This is a genomic window from Bradyrhizobium sp. SZCCHNR1002, from assembly GCF_032381435.1.
GTDB lineage: Bacteria > Pseudomonadota > Alphaproteobacteria > Rhizobiales > Xanthobacteraceae > Bradyrhizobium > Bradyrhizobium aeschynomenes.
Genome location: NZ_JAUHIS010000004.1, coordinates 181470 through 196426 on the forward strand (window position 1 = coordinate 181470; position 14957 = coordinate 196426).

A 14957-nucleotide genomic window follows, 5' to 3' on the forward strand; every position below is an offset into this window, starting at 1 on the left:
GCGGCGCCGCGCTTCAACATCGCACGAGGTCAACATGTCGGCCGAGCTCGCAAGCACACGTACATCGATGGCCGGTCTGGACGAGCCGGCGGAGCAGCCGTTCTACATTCCGATGACGGGACCCGCGGCACGTCCGCGGCGCTCGCTCAAGCACGACGACACCTTCATCGTGCTCGACGGCCATGGCGACATCGGCGCGTCGGCGGGCGGGCCGGACGGACTGTTCAATGCCGATACGCGCTATCTCGCTCGGCTCGAGCTGACGCTCGACGAAGTGCAGCCGCTGCTGCTCGGATCGAGCCTGCGCGATGACAATTCGGCGCTGACGATCGATCTGACAAACCCGGACATCTACGAGCAGGGCCGATTGGTGCTGCCGAAGGACATGCTGCACATCGTGCGCACCATCTTCCTGTGGCGCGGCACGGCCTATCAGCGCATCGGCCTGCAGAACCACGGCGATCGCCGCGCCAGCTTCGATCTCAAGCTGAGCTTCGACAATGACTTCGCCGATCTGTTCGAGGTGCGCGGAACCGTGCGGGCGCGGCGCGGCAGCGGCTCGGGCCGCCTGATGGGACCGTCGGACGTGATGCTCGACTATCGCGGGCTCGACGGCGCGATCCGCACGACGGCGCTGCATTTCGATCCGCGTCCGTCCCGGCTCACGATCGATGTCGCAACCTATCACTTCGAGCTCGACCCGCAGCAATCGACGTCGCTGTTCATTGCCGTGACATGTAACGCCAGCACCGGTGAGCCGCCGGGCCGTTTCTTCCGCAGCCTGCTCGCTCATCGCCGCGAGATGCGCCGGTGCACGCAGGGGGCGACCAGCATCGAGACGTCGAACGACATCCTCAACGAGGTGTTGTGCCAGGCCGCGGCTGATCTCAACATCCTGATGACGGATACGCCGGAGGGACGATATCCCTATGCCGGCATTCCCTGGTACTCGACGACGTTCGGGCGCGACGGGCTGATCACGGCGATGCAGATGCTGTGGGTCGATCCGCGCATCGCCCGCGGCGTGCTGCGGCGGCTCGCGCGCCATCAGGCGAAGCGGACCGACGCGCTTGCCGATGCCGAGCCCGGCAAGATCCTGCACGAGATGCGCGGCGGCGAGATGGCGGCGCTGCGCGAGGTGCCGTTCGCCTGCTACTACGGCAGCGTCGATTCGACGCCGCTGTTCGTGCTGCTCGCGGGCCTCTACATCGAGCGTACCGGCGACATCGACACGTTGCGGGAGCTGTGGCCGGCGATCGAGCAGGCGCTGAAATGGATCGACGGACCGGGCGATCCCGATCGCGACGGCTTCGTCGAATATCAGCGTGCGTCCGAGCAGGGGCTCGCCAATCAAGGCTGGAAGGATTCCTACGATGCGGTGTTCCATGCCGACGGCCGCCTTGCCGAAGGCTACATCGCGCTCGCGGAGGTGCAGGGCTACGTTTTCGCCGGCAAGCAGCTGGCCGCGCGCTGCGCGCGCCGGCTCGGCAAAGCCGACATGGCGGACCGGCTCCAGGCCGAGGCTGCGCTGCTCGCCGAGCGCTTCGAGGATGCCTTCTGGTGCGAGGAGCTCAACACCTATGCGCTCGCGCTCGACGGCACCAAGCAGCCGTGCCGGGTGCGCACCTCCAATGCCGGGCAGCTGCTGTTCAGCGGCATGGTGCGCGAGGATCGCGCCCGTAAGCTGGCCGCCGATCTGCTACGGCCGCATTTCTTCTCCGGCTGGGGCATCCGCACCGTGGCCTGCGGTGAGGCGCGCTACAATCCGATGTCCTATCACGACGGCTCGATCTGGCCGCACGACAATGCGCTGATCGCGCTCGGCCTGGCGCGCTATGGCCTCAAGCATGCCGTCGAGCAGGTGTTCCGCGGCCTGTTCGAAGCGGCCTCCTACATGGATCTGCGCCGGCTGCCCGAGCTGTTCTGCGGCTTCCGGCGCGAGAAGCACCGTGGTCCCACGCTCTATCCGGTGGCCTGCGCGCCGCAGGCCTGGGCCAGCGCGACGCCGTTCACCCTGCTCGAAGCAGCCCTCGGGCTCGAATTCGACGCGGAGCGCGGCCAGATCCGTCTGCGCAATCCGCGCCTGCCTGCGTTCCTGGACTGGGTGGTGCTGCGCGATCTCAGGCTCGGCGGTTCGGCGATCGACCTGCGCATCCGCCGCCATGGCGAGGATGTCTCCATGGAGGTGCTGCGGCGGCGCGGCCAGATCCAGGTCTCGCTGGTGCTGGCGCAATGACGGGGCTGAAACGGAATTGGCGCGGCGGCGCCGTCGGTTTCGCCGTGCTGTGGCTGCTGCTGGGGTGCGCCACGACTGGCCATGCACAGGCGCCGACGGCGCCCGCCAAGGATGCGGCTGTGCCTGCCAAGGAGCCGGCACCGCCGCCTTCGGTAACCATTCTCGGCGCCCGCGATGCGCATGGCGTGCTGGGCCGTGACGTGCGCAGCTCGAACGGCGAGGACATGGGCCACATCGTCGACGTCATCGTCGATCTCACCGGCACCGTGCGTGCCGCCGTGATCGATTTCGGCGGCTTTCTCGGCGTCGGCAGCCGCAAGATCGTGGTCGACTGGACCGCGCTCGATTTCAAGCACATCGCCGAGAAGAGCGACCGGGTGACCCTCGACCTCACCAAGGAGCAGGTCAAGGCCGCACCCGAATACAAGGAGGACAAGCCTGTCGTCGTGCTTGGCGCAGCCGGCAAGCTGTCCCCCTGGGATTTCGATCATTGAGTTGATGTGTGTGAGTCCGCTCTGCGCCCGTGCAGCGGATCATGGCGGGGAGTTTGTGTCCCGCCAGCCTCATGAGTTGAGACGTGAAACCATGCCGATTGCACGGCCGTCCAGATCACCTGACCGGGAGCCCGGGTCCGACCGCGCGGCGGAAGCTGGCGCGCGTCGTGAGGCCGTGCAGGATCATGGCCGGACGATGGCGAGACCCGTGCCCTCCCGGCAGAGCCTGCGCGGGCTCGACTGGTTCATCTTCTTCCTGGCCGACGTGCAGACCGGCTTCGGGCCGTTCATCGCAGTGTACCTTACGACGCAGAAATGGACGCAGGCCCAGATCGGTCTGGTGCTGTCGATTGGCGGCATCGTCGGACTGATCGGGCAGATGCCAGGCGGCGCGATCATCGATGCGGCCAGGTCGGAACGGCGGGTGGCCGGGCTCGCCGTCGCCGCCATCGGCTGCAGTGCGCTGGCCTACGCCGTATGGCCGATTTTTCCCGTGGTCGCGGGCGCCGCAACCTTGCATGCGGCGGCGAGCTGCGTGCTGGGCCCGGCCATCGCCGCCATCAGTCTCGGGCTGGTCGGTCCGCGCGGCATGGCGGAGCGACTGGGGCGCAACGCGCGCTTCGCGTCGCTCGGCAGTGGCGTGGCGGCGGCCGTCATGGGGACCTGCGGCTATCTCATCTCCAGCCGCGCGGTTTTCCTCGTGACGTTCATTCTCGCCTTTCCCACGCTGATCGCGTTGTCGCGCATCCGCGAGCGTGAGATCGACATTGCGCGCGCCCATGGCCATGCCCTCCGGGAGGACAGCGAGGGGGCGCGGCTGTCGGGTCTGCTCGGCCTGCTGCGCCAGCGTGCATTGCTGGTATTTGCGCTCGGCGTGTTCCTGCTGCAGCTTGCCAATGCGGCGATGCTGCCGCTGATGGCGGGCGTGGTGACGACGAAGTCGAGCGAATGGGCGCCGATGCTGATCGCCTTCTGCATCGTCGTGCCGCAGGCCATCGTGGCGCTGACCTCGCCATCGGTCGGCGCGGTGGCGCAGCAATGGGGCAGGCGGCCGCTGCTGATGCTGGGGTTTGCTGCGCTCACCGTTCGTGGCGCGCTGTTCGCGGTGGTTCACGACCCCTACGTGCTCGTCGCCGTGCAGATCTTCGACGGGGTCACGGCCGCCGTCTTCGCCGTGATGATTCCATTGACCGTGGCCGACGTTGCCTTCGGCAGCGGCCACTTCAATCTGGCTCAGGGGATCGTCGGCACGGCGACCGGGATCGGCGCCTCGCTGTCGACCGTCATGGCGGGCTTCGCCAGCGACAGATTCGGCAGCGCCACCGCCTTCATGGGGTTGTCGGGCGTGGCGCTCGCCGGTCTCTTGCTCATCGCGCTGCTGATGCCGGAGACGGGGCAGCGCGAGGTCAGGGCGTGATGCGGGTGGGACGCCTCAGGCGTCCATGCTGCGCAGGCGCTGGCGGTTGCGGAGCACGATCTGGCGCGCGCCCGAGAAGCCGAGAACGCCCTGGCTGTGCAGCTGCGACAGCGCGCGGGAGACGGTCTCGAGGGTGAGGCCGAGATAGTCGCCGATGTCGCGGCGGCACATCGGCAGCGCCATCATGCCGGCCACGGCAAGGCGGCGGTCCATCTCGAGCAGGAAGGTCGCGACGCGCTCCATCGCGGTCTTGCGGCCCAGCAGCAGCATGTGGTCCTCGGCATGGCGGAGGTCGTGAGCCGTCATGGTCCAGAGCTTGCGGGCGACCGTGACGTCGGTGCCGGCGGCCTGTTCGAGGCTGCGGCGCTTCACCAGGCGCACGGTGGTGTCGATGATGGCTTCAGCGGCGAGGCGGTGGGCGGAGCCGAATTCGAGGCCGAACACGTCGCCGGGAAGATGGAAGGCGCCGATCTGGCGGCGGCCATCGGACAACAGCTTGTAGCTGCGCACGGCGCCGGAAATCACCTGATAGACATACTCGGCCGGCTCGTCCTCGCCATAGATCTCCTCGTCCTTCTTGTAGGAGAACTCGCTGGCGATCAGCCCGGCATGACCGGTGATCTCGGCAAACGGATTGGCGGCGGGAGAGGGGACAGCAGGCGAGGGGACGGTGTGGGTGGCGTTGGTGCTGACGACCGAATTGGCAATCGACTGATTGAGCATGACCATCTCCTTGCGGCGGATGGCGATGTGGTACACGGCGGCTCCCGTTAAGGACATTTGGGCCGTTATCTTAAGGGGGTTCCCCTACGTAGATCTACGTAATGGGGCGCTCAGGAGGCGCGCTGGGCGGTAGCCGAATGGTCGTTGGCGATCGCCTTGCGAATCCGCTTCACCAGATTGTCGTCCAGCAGCGGCTTGAGCAGAAAGTCCTGGATCCCGACCGCGGCGGCGCGGGCCGCCAGCCGATCGTCGTAATGGCCGGTGATCAGCACCACCGGAGCCGTCGCGCCCTGCTTGCGCAACCGTTCCGCGAGTTCGACCCCGTTGAGCTCGGGCATCTTGTAATCGACGACGAAGCAGTCGACCAAAGCGTGATCCGAGGCCTTCAGCAGCGCGGTGCCGCTGCGAAAAGTGCGCACATCGAAGCCGTCGGCTTCCAGCAGGAAGCGCAGCGAGCCGAGCACGTCGGCATCGTCGTCGGCTACGTAGACCGTGGGTTTCATGTGAGCCGACATCGCACGTGCCGCGAGAATGTGATGTTGAACCGAGGCGCAACATAACACTCGATTCTGTCAAGGCAGCTTGATCTAGCTCAATCCTTCAGCGCGCCCGCGCGCATCGCAAGACGCACCAGCTCGGAGAGGCTGTTCGCTCCCATCTTGGTCATCACGTTGGCCCTGTAGACCTCGATGGTGCGCGGGCTGATGTCGTATTCGCGGGCGATCAGCTTGTTGGAGAGTCCGGCCATCAAGCCGTCCATCACCTGGCGCTCCCTCGGGCTCAGGCTGGCGATGCGACCGAGAATGTCCTGCGTGACCGATTCGTTCTTCGCCGCCGGCTCGGCCTGCTGGATCGCCGTCTCGATCATGGCGACGAGGCGCTCGTCCTCGAACGGCTTCTCGAGGAAGTCGACCGCGCCGAGCTTCATGGCTTCGACGGCGAGCGGCACGTCGCCATGTCCGGTCATCACCAGAATCGGAAAGCTGCTGCCGGCGGCCTTCATGCGCTTGAGCAGCTCGATGCCGTCGATGCCGGGCATCCGCACGTCCGAGACGACGCAGCCGAAGGCGAGCGTCGGCAGCCGGTCGAGGAAGCTTTGCGCATTCTCGAACAGCGTGACCTTGAATCCGGAGGAATCGAGCAGGAAGTTCAGTGAGTCCCGCATCGCCTCGTCGTCGTCGATCACATAGACCTTGGCCTGTTCAGCCATCATGCTCAACCTTGGTTGGGGCGGCCGGCAGGGTGAAGCGGAATGTCGCCCCGCCTGCCTCGTTGTTCTCGGCCCACATGCGCCCGCCATGGGCCTCGATGATGGAGCGGCTGATCGAGAGCCCAACTCCCATTCCGGTATCCTTGGTGGTGAAGAAGGTCTTGAAGAGGTTGGGCATGACGTCGTCGTGGAATCCCGTTCCGGTATCGGACACGGCAACCTCGATCAAGTCGTCGCTGACCCTGTGATTGGTCGCGGCGAGCTCGCGCCGGGGCGCATGCGACATCGCCTCCAGCGCATTGCGGAACAGGTTCACCAGCACCTGCTGGATCTGGACCCGGTCGGCCAGCACGAGGTCGGCGTCCGGATTGAGCTGGAACCGCAACTGCACGTTCTGCTCACGGGCGCCGGCAAGGCCCAGCGCGCCAGCCTCCTCGATCAGCTTGGACAGGCTCTCGACCCGCTTTTCCGATTCGCCCCGTGAGACGAAATCGCGCAGCCGGCGGATGATCTGGCCGGCGCGAATCGCCTGCTCGGCGGCGCGGTCCATCGCGCTCTCGATCTTGCCGGTGTTCGGATCGTTGCTGCCGGCGAGCAGCCGGCGCGAGCCCTTCATGTAGTTGCTGATGGCGGCGAGCGGCTGGTTCAGCTCGTGAGCCAGAGCCGAAGCCATCTCGCCCATGGCGCTGAGGCGCGAGACATGGACCAGCTCCGACTGCAATTCGCGTAAGCGCGCCTGGGTCTGCTGGTGCTCGGTGAGATCATGGGCGAAGCCGGTGAAATAGGGCTTGCCGCCGGACTGCATCTCGCCGATCGACAGATGCATGGGAAACGTCGAGCCGTCGCGGCGGCGTCCGGTGACGATCCGGCCGATGCCGATGATGTGCCGCTCGCGGCTGGCATGATAGCGGAGCAGGTAGCCGGCGTGGCGCGATCGGTCGGGCTCGGGCATCAGCTCGCTGACGTCGAGGCCGACCGCCTCTTCCTCGGTGAAGCCGAACATCCGCTCGGCCGCGGCGCTGAAGAACTGGATGGTGCCGCTGCCGTCGATCACGATCATCGCGTCGGGCACGGTGTCCAGGATCGAGCGGAAGTGCTGCTCGCGCAGGCGCAGCGCCTCTTCCAGCCGCTTCTCCTGGTCGATGTCGAGGGCGATGCCGCGCAGGTGCCGCGGCTGGCCATCCTCATCCGGGACCACGCCAGCGAGCACGCGGATCCAGTGTCCGCCGCCCGGCACCTTGAACGACATGTCGAACCCGGTGCCCTGGTGGCGGGCATGCTCGACCGCCGCTTCGACCGGGGCGCGGTCCTCGCTGGCCAAAAGCGACAGGAACGAGCCATAGGTGACCGGCTGGTCGGCCGCGATTCCGAACAGCTTCCGCGTGGTCACGGACCAGTAGAATTCGCCCGACGCGAGGTCGAGATCCCACGCGCCGAAGCCCAGCGAGTGGGCGTCTTCGGATCGGATGGATGCGTCGGGAAAGGGTTGGGTGACGCCGCGCACTTGGAAGCTTTCGATCGATTCGCCGTTATGGCCAGAAGCAGAGTTGTCAGGAGCAGAGTTGCTGTGAGCAGCCCGGGGAAGACGAGGACGCCCTACGGTATTCTATACCAGATTGCGCCATTGCAACCCGGGCCGACGTAACTTTGGTTCGACAATTCAAGGCTTTCTCCGATGTTGGGCGGGTTCCATCGGTTTCTTGCCGTCCGGGTTCCGCTGCGGCACTTTGATCTAGCTCATCACGGTAGGTGATTTCACCTCTAAGAGCTGCATGGAAGCATTGTTTGGAGAGACGGATGACGTTCGCGACTGTCATGGTGAGCCTTGCGCTCAACCAGCCCAATGAGGCCCGTCTCCAGGTCGCGGGCGATCTCGCGGCCCGGTTCGACGCCGGCATCATCGGCGTGGCGGCCGCGGAGTTCACGCCTCCGCTCTATTTCACCACCGGCGAGCAGGCCCAGGAGCTGGTCGAGCAGGGCGAGGGCGCCCTGCAGAACAGGCTGGCCGAGCTCGAGCAGCAGTTTCGCTCGGTCGTCGGCGAGCGGGCCACTTCGCTGAGCTGGCGCAGCGCGCTGGATTTTCCCGCCCGCTACGTCCTGGCCCAGGCGCGCGCGGCCGATATTCTCGTCACCGGGAGCGCGCCTCCCGGCATGTCCGATGCGTTTGCGATCGCAAGTCCCAAGGATCTGGTGATGGAGGCCGGACGGCCGCTGCTCGTCGTTCCCGATAATGTCGGCTGGCTAGATCTCGGGACCGTGCTGGTGGCCTGGAAGGAGACGCCGGAGGCGCGCCGGGCGGTCATGGACGCGCTGCCGCTGCTCGCCAAGGCGAGCGACGTGGTCGTGGTCGAGATCCTTGAGAACAGCTCGGACTATGATGCCTGCGAGGCGCGCCTCGGCGACGTGGTCGCCTGGCTCGGCCATCACAAGATCACCGCCTCGGCCCGCGTCGAGGAGCCGGGGACGGCGCGCAACGTGGCCGCCAAGCTCGACGCCGTGGCCGCCGATCTCACCGCCGGGCTGGTCGTCGCCGGCGCCTATGGCCATTCCCGATTCCGCGAGCTCGTGCTCGGCGGCGTCACCGAGCATCTCGTCACGCGCACCGAGCGCTGCGTGCTGCTGTCGCACTGAATTTCAACCGCTCCATCCGAGAACAGGATTGCCGCCTTGTACAAATTTCTCGAGGACACCGCCGGCAGCTACATGACGCGCACGATCACGACCGTGACCCGCGAGACGACGATTCGCGAGCTCGGCGACATGTTCGACCGCGACGATTTCAACACCTACCCCGTCGTCGAGAACGACGAGGTCATCGGCATCGTCACCAAGTTCGACGTGCTGAAATGCTTTGCGTTCACGCCCAACCAGATGCTGCCGCGCTACAGCGACCTGATGAACAGGACGGTCGCCGACGTGATGACGTCCGAGTTCATCTACGTCAGGCCGGACACCAAGCTGACGCGTGTGCTGCAGCTGATGGTCGAGCATCGCATCCGCAGCCTTCCCGTCACCGACGGCGACAACCGTCTGGTCGGCATCATCGCCCGCGAGGACATCGTGCGGGCGCTCGCGGCCGCGGCCAAGGACTGACGGCGGGCGCCTCGATCCGGAACTGATACGGAAGTCTAAGATCACATCGTCCCGTACGCATCCTCTGCGTGCGGGACGATGTGCTTTGCTTGCACGGCGCCGCGCTTGGTCGTGCAACACCCGGCTCTTTAACGGCGAACGGATCGCAAGGTTGATTTCGATCAATTCCACGTGTGAGCGATTGTGGTTGCTGGGCTCGTGTTCTTTCAGCGAGATTCCGCATGAGCGCGTCCTCATCCACAAAATCCATGACCATCGGCGAAAGTGGCTTATCGCTCATTTTCGCCGTCACCGCCTTCTTGTGCGTCTTCGCTGCGGCGAAGGCACTGGATACGGCCTTCGCGTTCCACGCCTCGCTCGCGGCTGCCGCCAGCGCGGCGTCCGTCTTCTTCATCCTCAACCGCTACTTCGAGCGCGGCGAGCTGCCGCCGCAGGAGATCAATGGCCGGCCGAACTACAATCTCGGCCCGGTCAAGTTCTCGTCGTTCATGGCCATGTTCTGGGGCATCGCCGGCTTCGCCGTCGGTCTCATCATCGCCTCGCAGCTGGCCTGGCCGGCGCTGAACTTCGATCTGCCCTGGACCAGTTTCGGCCGTCTGCGGCCGCTGCACACCTCGGCGGTGATCTTCGCCTTCGGCGGCAACGTGCTGCTGGCGACGTCGTTCTACGTCGTGCAGCGGACCTGCCGCGTCCGCCTCGCGGGTGACCTCGCGCCGTGGTTCGTGGTGGTCGGCTACAACTTCTTCATCCTGATCGCAGGCACCGGCTATCTGCTCGGCGTCACCGAGGGCAAGGAATACGCCGAGCCCGAATGGTACTCCGATCTGTGGCTGACGATCGTCTGGGTGGTCTACCTGCTCGTGTTCTTGGTGACGATCATCAAGCGCAAGGAGCCGCACATCTTCGTGGCGAACTGGTTCTACCTGGCCTTCATCGTCACGATCGCCGTGCTGCATCTCGGCAACAACCCGGCGCTCCCGGTGTCGGTGTTCGGCTCGAAGTCCTACATCGCCTGGGGCGGCGTGCAGGATGCGATGTTCCAGTGGTGGTACGGCCACAACGCGGTCGGCTTCTTCCTGACCGCCGGCTTCCTCGCCATCATGTACTACTTCATCCCGAAGCGGGCGGAGCGGCCGGTCTATTCCTACCGGCTGTCGATCATCCACTTCTGGGCGCTGATCTTCCTCTACATCTGGGCCGGCCCGCACCACCTGCACTACACCGCGCTGCCGGACTGGACGCAGACTCTCGGCATGACCTTCTCGATCATGCTGTGGATGCCGTCCTGGGGCGGCATGATCAACGGCCTGATGACGCTGTCGGGAGCTTGGGACAAGCTGCGGACCGACCCGGTGCTGCGCATGCTGGTCGTCTCGGTCGCCTTCTACGGCATGTCGACCTTCGAAGGTCCGATGATGTCGATCAAGGTGGTCAACTCGCTCAGCCACTACACCGACTGGACCATCGGTCACGTGCATTCCGGTGCGCTCGGCTGGGTCGGCTTCGTGTCCTTCGGCGCGCTGTACTGCCTGGTGCCGTGGATCTGGAACCGCAAGGGTCTCTACAGCCTCAAGCTCGTGAACTGGCACTTCTGGACGGCCACGCTCGGCATCGTGCTCTACATCTCGGCGATGTGGGTCTCGGGCATCCTGCAGGGTCTGATGTGGCGGTCCTACACGGCGCTCGGCTTCCTCGAATACTCCTTCATCGAGACCGTCGAGGCGATGCACCCCTTCTACATCATCCGTGCCGCTGGCGGCGCGCTGTTCCTGATCGGCTCACTCATCATGGCCTACAATCTCTGGATGACGGTCCGTGTCGGTGAGGAAGAAGTTCAGTCGCCCGTCGCTCTTCAGCCGGCGGAGTGAGGTATCCAACCATGTCATTCTGGCAACGACACCAAGTCTTCGAGAAGAACTCGATCATCCTGGTCATCGGCATCCTGCTGGTGATCGCGATCGGCGGCCTCGTCGAGATCACTCCGCTCTTCTACCTGAAGAGCACGATCGAGGCGGTCGACGGCGTGCGTCCTTACACGCCGCTCGAGCTGGCCGGCCGCAACATCTATGTCCGCGAGGGCTGCTATCTCTGCCACTCGCAGATGGTGCGTCCGCTGCGTGACGAAGTGGAGCGCTACGGCCACTTCTCGCTCGCCGCGGAGAGCATGTACGACCATCCGTTCCAGTGGGGCTCGAAGCGCACGGGACCCGACCTCGCCCGCGTCGGCAACAAGTATTCCGACGATTGGCACGTCACCCATCTGGCCAACCCGCGCGCCATCGTGCCGCAGTCGATCATGCCCGGCTATCCTTTCCTGAAGGAGAACGAGCTCGACGCGAACAACGTCGCGGACCATCTGAAGACGCTGCGCGCGGTCGGTGTGCCCTACACCGACGACCAGATCGCCAACGCCGCCGCCGATCTCAAGGCGCAGGTCGATCCGGACGGTGCCGGCGCGGAGGCGCTCACCAAGCGCTATCCGAAGGCGGTGGTGCGCAACTTCGACGGCAAGGCGGGCGCGCCGACGGAAATGGATGCGCTGGTCGCGTATCTGCAGATGCTCGGCACGCTGGTGGACTTCAAGATCTACAACGAAAAAGCCAATCTGCGCTGAGATCGAGAGGCGAGCATCATGAAGCCCATCATTGCAGTCGAAAACATCGCGTCGTCACTCGTGACGACGCTGTGGACCCCGATCTTCGTCGCGATCTTCATCGCGATCGTCACCTACGCCCTCTGGCCTCGCAACAAGGCCGCTTTCGACGAGGCGGCGAGCATGCCGTTGCGCGAGGAGTAATTCAACATGGCTGACCATACCGAAGTCGACAGCGTCTCCGGCACCGCCACGACGGGCCATGCCTGGGACGGCATCAAGGAGCTCAACACCCCGCTGCCGCGGTGGTGGGTGATCACCTTCTACATCACCATCGTCTGGGCGATCGGCTACTGGATCGTGTATCCGGCCTGGCCGACCATCTCCAGCAACACGGCTGGCCTGTTCGGCTACTCGTCCCGCGCGGACGTGGCGGTCGAGCTCGCCAACCTCGAGAAGATCCGCGGCGCCAAGATGGCGGCGCTCGCCACCGCCTCGCTCGCCGACATCGAGAAGGATCCGGCGATGCTGGGTCTGGCCCGCGCCAAGGGCAAGACGGTGTTCGGCGACAACTGCGCCGCGTGCCATGGCACGGGTGCGGCGGGCGCCAAGGGCTTCCCGAACCTGAACGACGACGACTGGCTGTGGGGCGGCTCGCTGGAGCAGATCCAGCAGACCCTGCTGTACGGCATCCGCTCGGGTCACCCGAAGACCCGCGAGGGCCAGATGCTCGCCTTCGGCAAGGACGGTGTCCTGAAGCCGGCCGAGATCGTGACGGTCGCCAACTACGTCCGCGAGCTGGCGGGGCTTTCGACCCGGCCGGGCTATGACGCCAAGGCCGGCGCCAAGATCTTCGCCGAGAATTGCGCGGCATGCCATGGCGACAACGCCAAGGGGAATCCGGAGCTCGGCGCGCCGAACCTCACGGACAAGATCTGGCTGTACGGCTCGGACGAGGCGACCCTGATCGAGACCATCACCAATGGCCGCGCCGGTGTCATGCCGGCCTGGGAGGGCCGTCTCGACCCGACCACGATCAAGGCGATGGCGGTCTATGTCCACTCGCTGGGCGGAGGAAAGTAACGGAAATCCAACGGAACTTTCCCTTCAATTGAGCTGGATCAACTGAGCGGCCGGAGGTGGGCATACCTTCGGCCGCAACTGCGAGAAGACCCCCCAGCGATGAACCAGACGGTAAAACCCGACGACCTGAAGCGTGACGAGGTGCAGGCGGTGGATGATTACGGTCCGCTGTATGCCGCGCACAAAAAGGTCTATCCGCAGAGCGTCTCGGGCACCTTCCGCCGGATCAAATGGGGCCTGATGGGCTTCTGCCTCGGCGTCTATTACTTCCTGCCGTTCGTGCGCTGGAATCGCGGCCTTGGCGCGCCCGATCAGGCGGTGCTGATCGACTTTCCGAACCATCGATTTTACTTCTTCTTCATCGAGCTTTGGCCGCAGGAGGTCTACTACTTTACCGGCCTGCTGATCATCGCCGCCATCGGCCTGTTCCTGATGAATGCGATCGGCGGCCGCATCTGGTGCGGCTATCTCTGCCCGCAGACGGTGTGGACCGACCTGTTCTACGCGGTGGAACGCCTGATCGAGGGCGACCGCCGCGAGCGCATGAAGAAGGATGCCTCCAGCGACCCGATGAAGCTGGAGCGGATCTCCGAGCTCGTGCTCAAGCATTCGATCTGGCTGATGATCGCTTGGTGGACCGGTGGCGCCTGGGTGCTGTATTTCAGCGATGCGCCGACCCTGGTGAAGGAGCTCGTCACCTTCCAAGGGCCGATGCTGGCCTATGTCTGGATCGCGATCCTCACTGCCACGACCTACACGCTCGCCGGCTTCATGCGCGAGCAGGTCTGCGTCTACATGTGCCCGTGGCCGCGCATCCAGGCGGCGCTGACCGATGAATGGGCGCTCAACGTCACCTATCGCTATGACCGCGGCGAGAGCCGCATGTCGGTCAAGAAGGCCGCCGAGCTGCGCGCGCTGGGCCAGCCGGCCGGCGATTGCATCGACTGCAAGCAATGCGTCGCGGTGTGCCCGACCGGCATCGACATCCGCGACGGCGCGCAGATGGACTGCATCCAGTGCGGCCTCTGCATCGACGCCTGCGACACGGTCATGACCAAGATCGGCCGGCCGACGCGGCTGATCGGCTATGACAACGACATCAACATCCACCGCCGGCAGGAAGGCAAGGCGCCGATCTACAAGCTCGTGCGCGCGCGCACGGTCGCTTACGCCGCGATCATCGCGGTGGTCGGCGGTGCCATGGTCTACAAGCTCGCGACCCGTTCGCTGCTCGACGTCAACGTGCTGCACGATCGCAACCCGATCGCGATCAAGCTGTCCGATGGTTCGATCCGCAATGCCTATACGGTGCGCGTGCTCAACAAGCACGGCTTCGACCGCGTCATCGCCATCGACATCGAGGGACCGGTGAATTCGACCGTCCACGTCGTCGGCGCCGACTCCGTCACGCCCGACCGTCCGATGATCGTGATCGGCCGCGACCAGACCGAGGAGCTGCGGCTCCTGGTGACCGCGCCGGAGGAGAGCAATCCGGAGAAGTCGATCCCGGTGAAGTTCCACATCACCGATATCGGCCTCGGCGTCGTCGCCTCCGCCACCGACAATTTCGTCAGCCCTTAAGACAGTCCGAGGAGCCCGTCCATGGCCAGCCGTTCCGACAGATCCACACCGCTGACCGGACGCATGGTGCTCGCAATGCTGGTCGCCTTCTTCGGCATCGTGATCGGCGTCAACGTCGTCATGATGAAGCTGGCGATCTCGACCTTGCCGGGCACCGAGGTGGACAGCGCCTACAGCGCCAGCCTCGGCTACGAAAAGGAGATCGCGGCGGCGCGCGCCCAGGACGCCCGGCGTTGGCAGGTCGAAGCACATATCGAGCGCGGCGCCGGCGGCGCGGCGGTCGTGCAGGTCAATGCGCGCGACGCGAGCGGCAATCCCGTGTCGGGCCTGACCTTCCAGGGCCGGCTGGAGCGGCCCGCCGACAAGCGCGCCGATCAGGAGGTCGCGCTCGCCGAGGTCGGCATCGGCATCTATCGCGGCACGGCGGAGGCGATCGCGCCCGGCCAGTGGGATCTGGTGCTGGAAGGCGATTCCAGCGGCCGCCGTCTGTTCATGTCGAAGAACCGCGTGCTGCTGAACTGAAGGAC

The 14957-nt window shown here is 65.4% G+C and carries 15 protein-coding genes; 11 read left to right on the plus strand and 4 right to left on the minus strand.

From position 1 onward, the window contains the following. Nucleotides 1-34: 34 nt before the first annotated feature. From QX108_RS20530 to QX108_RS20540, 3 genes are all read left to right on the plus strand, one after another. The gene (locus QX108_RS20530; protein ID WP_315782718.1) at nucleotides 35-2236 is read left to right on the plus strand and encodes an amylo-alpha-1,6-glucosidase; all 2202 of its coding nucleotides are present in this window, start codon (nucleotides 35-37) and stop codon (nucleotides 2234-2236) included. Beyond that, nucleotides 2233-2730 carry a PRC-barrel domain-containing protein gene (locus QX108_RS20535; RefSeq protein ID WP_315782716.1) on the plus strand — a complete coding sequence of 166 codons (498 nt, stop codon included), beginning with the start codon at nucleotides 2233-2235 and terminating at the stop codon, nucleotides 2728-2730. Before QX108_RS20530 ends, QX108_RS20535 begins: the two co-directional genes overlap by 4 nt. A 91-nt stretch (nucleotides 2731-2821) precedes the next feature. Then, a complete protein-coding gene (locus QX108_RS20540; protein ID WP_315782714.1) occupies nucleotides 2822-4147 on the plus strand; it encodes an MFS transporter in 1326 nt (441 codons plus the stop codon). 15 nt (nucleotides 4148-4162) lie between these two features. On the opposite strand, the gene QX108_RS20545 is transcribed toward QX108_RS20540, so the two are convergent. From QX108_RS20545 to fixL, 4 genes are all read right to left on the minus strand, one after another. Then, entirely contained in the window at nucleotides 4163-4870 is a 708-nt protein-coding gene (locus tag QX108_RS20545; protein ID WP_315782947.1) for a helix-turn-helix domain-containing protein, read from the minus strand. A gap of 110 nt (nucleotides 4871-4980) precedes the next feature. After that, the gene (locus QX108_RS20550) at nucleotides 4981-5385 is read right to left on the minus strand and encodes a response regulator (RefSeq protein ID WP_172111912.1); all 405 of its coding nucleotides are present in this window, start codon (nucleotides 5383-5385) and stop codon (nucleotides 4981-4983) included. A gap of 77 nt (nucleotides 5386-5462) precedes the next feature. Next, the gene (fixJ, locus tag QX108_RS20555; protein WP_315726039.1) at nucleotides 5463-6080 is read right to left on the minus strand and encodes a response regulator FixJ; all 618 of its coding nucleotides are present in this window, start codon (nucleotides 6078-6080) and stop codon (nucleotides 5463-5465) included. Continuing rightward, entirely contained in the window at nucleotides 6073-7548 is a 1476-nt protein-coding gene (gene fixL, locus QX108_RS20560; RefSeq protein WP_409998537.1) for a sensor protein FixL, read from the minus strand. The genes fixJ and fixL overlap by 8 nt, the downstream gene beginning before the upstream one ends. Before the next feature lie 329 nt (nucleotides 7549-7877). Between fixL and QX108_RS20565 the strand changes: the two genes are divergently transcribed. From QX108_RS20565 to QX108_RS20600, 8 genes are all read left to right on the plus strand, one after another. Then, the gene (locus QX108_RS20565) at nucleotides 7878-8711 is read left to right on the plus strand and encodes a universal stress protein (RefSeq protein WP_315782711.1); all 834 of its coding nucleotides are present in this window, start codon (nucleotides 7878-7880) and stop codon (nucleotides 8709-8711) included. Between the two features lie 36 nt (nucleotides 8712-8747). After that, complete coding sequence (locus tag QX108_RS20570) at nucleotides 8748-9173, plus strand: HPP family protein (protein WP_009027195.1); 426 nt, start codon at nucleotides 8748-8750, stop codon at nucleotides 9171-9173. 221 nt (nucleotides 9174-9394) lie between these two features. Further along, nucleotides 9395-11041, plus strand: coding sequence for a cytochrome-c oxidase, cbb3-type subunit I (ccoN, locus tag QX108_RS20575; protein WP_315719087.1), 1647 nt, complete (start codon nucleotides 9395-9397; stop codon nucleotides 11039-11041). An 11-nt stretch (nucleotides 11042-11052) separates the two neighbouring features. Beyond that, on the plus strand, nucleotides 11053-11787 hold the full coding sequence (ccoO, locus tag QX108_RS20580; protein WP_172134115.1) for a cytochrome-c oxidase, cbb3-type subunit II: 735 nt from the start codon (nucleotides 11053-11055) through the stop codon (nucleotides 11785-11787). A gap of 18 nt (nucleotides 11788-11805) precedes the next feature. After that, nucleotides 11806-11970, plus strand: coding sequence for a CcoQ/FixQ family Cbb3-type cytochrome c oxidase assembly chaperone (locus QX108_RS20585; RefSeq protein WP_015668233.1), 165 nt, complete (start codon nucleotides 11806-11808; stop codon nucleotides 11968-11970). Between the two features lie 6 nt (nucleotides 11971-11976). Then, a complete protein-coding gene (gene ccoP, locus QX108_RS20590) occupies nucleotides 11977-12849 on the plus strand; it encodes a cytochrome-c oxidase, cbb3-type subunit III (protein ID WP_172111917.1) in 873 nt (290 codons plus the stop codon). A 99-nt stretch (nucleotides 12850-12948) separates the two neighbouring features. Further along, nucleotides 12949-14430: a cytochrome c oxidase accessory protein CcoG gene (gene ccoG, locus QX108_RS20595; protein ID WP_315782707.1), complete on the plus strand. Its 1482-nt coding sequence runs from the start codon at nucleotides 12949-12951 to the stop codon at nucleotides 14428-14430. Nucleotides 14431-14451: 21 nt separating this feature from the next. Continuing rightward, on the plus strand, nucleotides 14452-14952 hold the full coding sequence (locus tag QX108_RS20600; RefSeq protein WP_172180798.1) for a FixH family protein: 501 nt from the start codon (nucleotides 14452-14454) through the stop codon (nucleotides 14950-14952). The last annotated feature ends 5 nt before the right edge of the window (nucleotides 14953-14957 follow it).

What these genes read in the sequence shown, in the direction of transcription:
- QX108_RS20530 (WP_315782718.1), top strand. Translation starts at nt 35, where the DNA reads ATGTCGGCCGAGCTCGCAAGCACACGTACATCGATGGCCGGTCTGGAC.
- QX108_RS20535 (WP_315782716.1), top strand. Translation starts at nt 2,233, where the DNA reads ATGACGGGGCTGAAACGGAATTGGCGCGGCGGCGCCGTCGGTTTCGCC.
- QX108_RS20540 (WP_315782714.1), top strand. Translation starts at nt 2,822, where the DNA reads ATGCCGATTGCACGGCCGTCCAGATCACCTGACCGGGAGCCCGGGTCC.
- QX108_RS20545 (WP_315782947.1), bottom strand. Translation starts at nt 4,870, where the DNA reads ATGCTCAATCAGTCGATTGCCAATTCGGTCGTCAGCACCAACGCCACC.
- QX108_RS20550 (WP_172111912.1), bottom strand. Translation starts at nt 5,385, where the DNA reads ATGTCGGCTCACATGAAACCCACGGTCTACGTAGCCGACGACGATGCC.
- fixJ (WP_315726039.1), bottom strand. Translation starts at nt 6,080, where the DNA reads ATGGCTGAACAGGCCAAGGTCTATGTGATCGACGACGACGAGGCGATG.
- QX108_RS20565 (WP_315782711.1), top strand. Translation starts at nt 7,878, where the DNA reads ATGACGTTCGCGACTGTCATGGTGAGCCTTGCGCTCAACCAGCCCAAT.
- ccoN (WP_315719087.1), top strand. Translation starts at nt 9,395, where the DNA reads ATGAGCGCGTCCTCATCCACAAAATCCATGACCATCGGCGAAAGTGGC.
- ccoO (WP_172134115.1), top strand. Translation starts at nt 11,053, where the DNA reads ATGTCATTCTGGCAACGACACCAAGTCTTCGAGAAGAACTCGATCATC.
- QX108_RS20585 (WP_015668233.1), top strand. Translation starts at nt 11,806, where the DNA reads ATGAAGCCCATCATTGCAGTCGAAAACATCGCGTCGTCACTCGTGACG.
- ccoP (WP_172111917.1), top strand. Translation starts at nt 11,977, where the DNA reads ATGGCTGACCATACCGAAGTCGACAGCGTCTCCGGCACCGCCACGACG.
- ccoG (WP_315782707.1), top strand. Translation starts at nt 12,949, where the DNA reads ATGAACCAGACGGTAAAACCCGACGACCTGAAGCGTGACGAGGTGCAG.
- QX108_RS20600 (WP_172180798.1), top strand. Translation starts at nt 14,452, where the DNA reads ATGGCCAGCCGTTCCGACAGATCCACACCGCTGACCGGACGCATGGTG.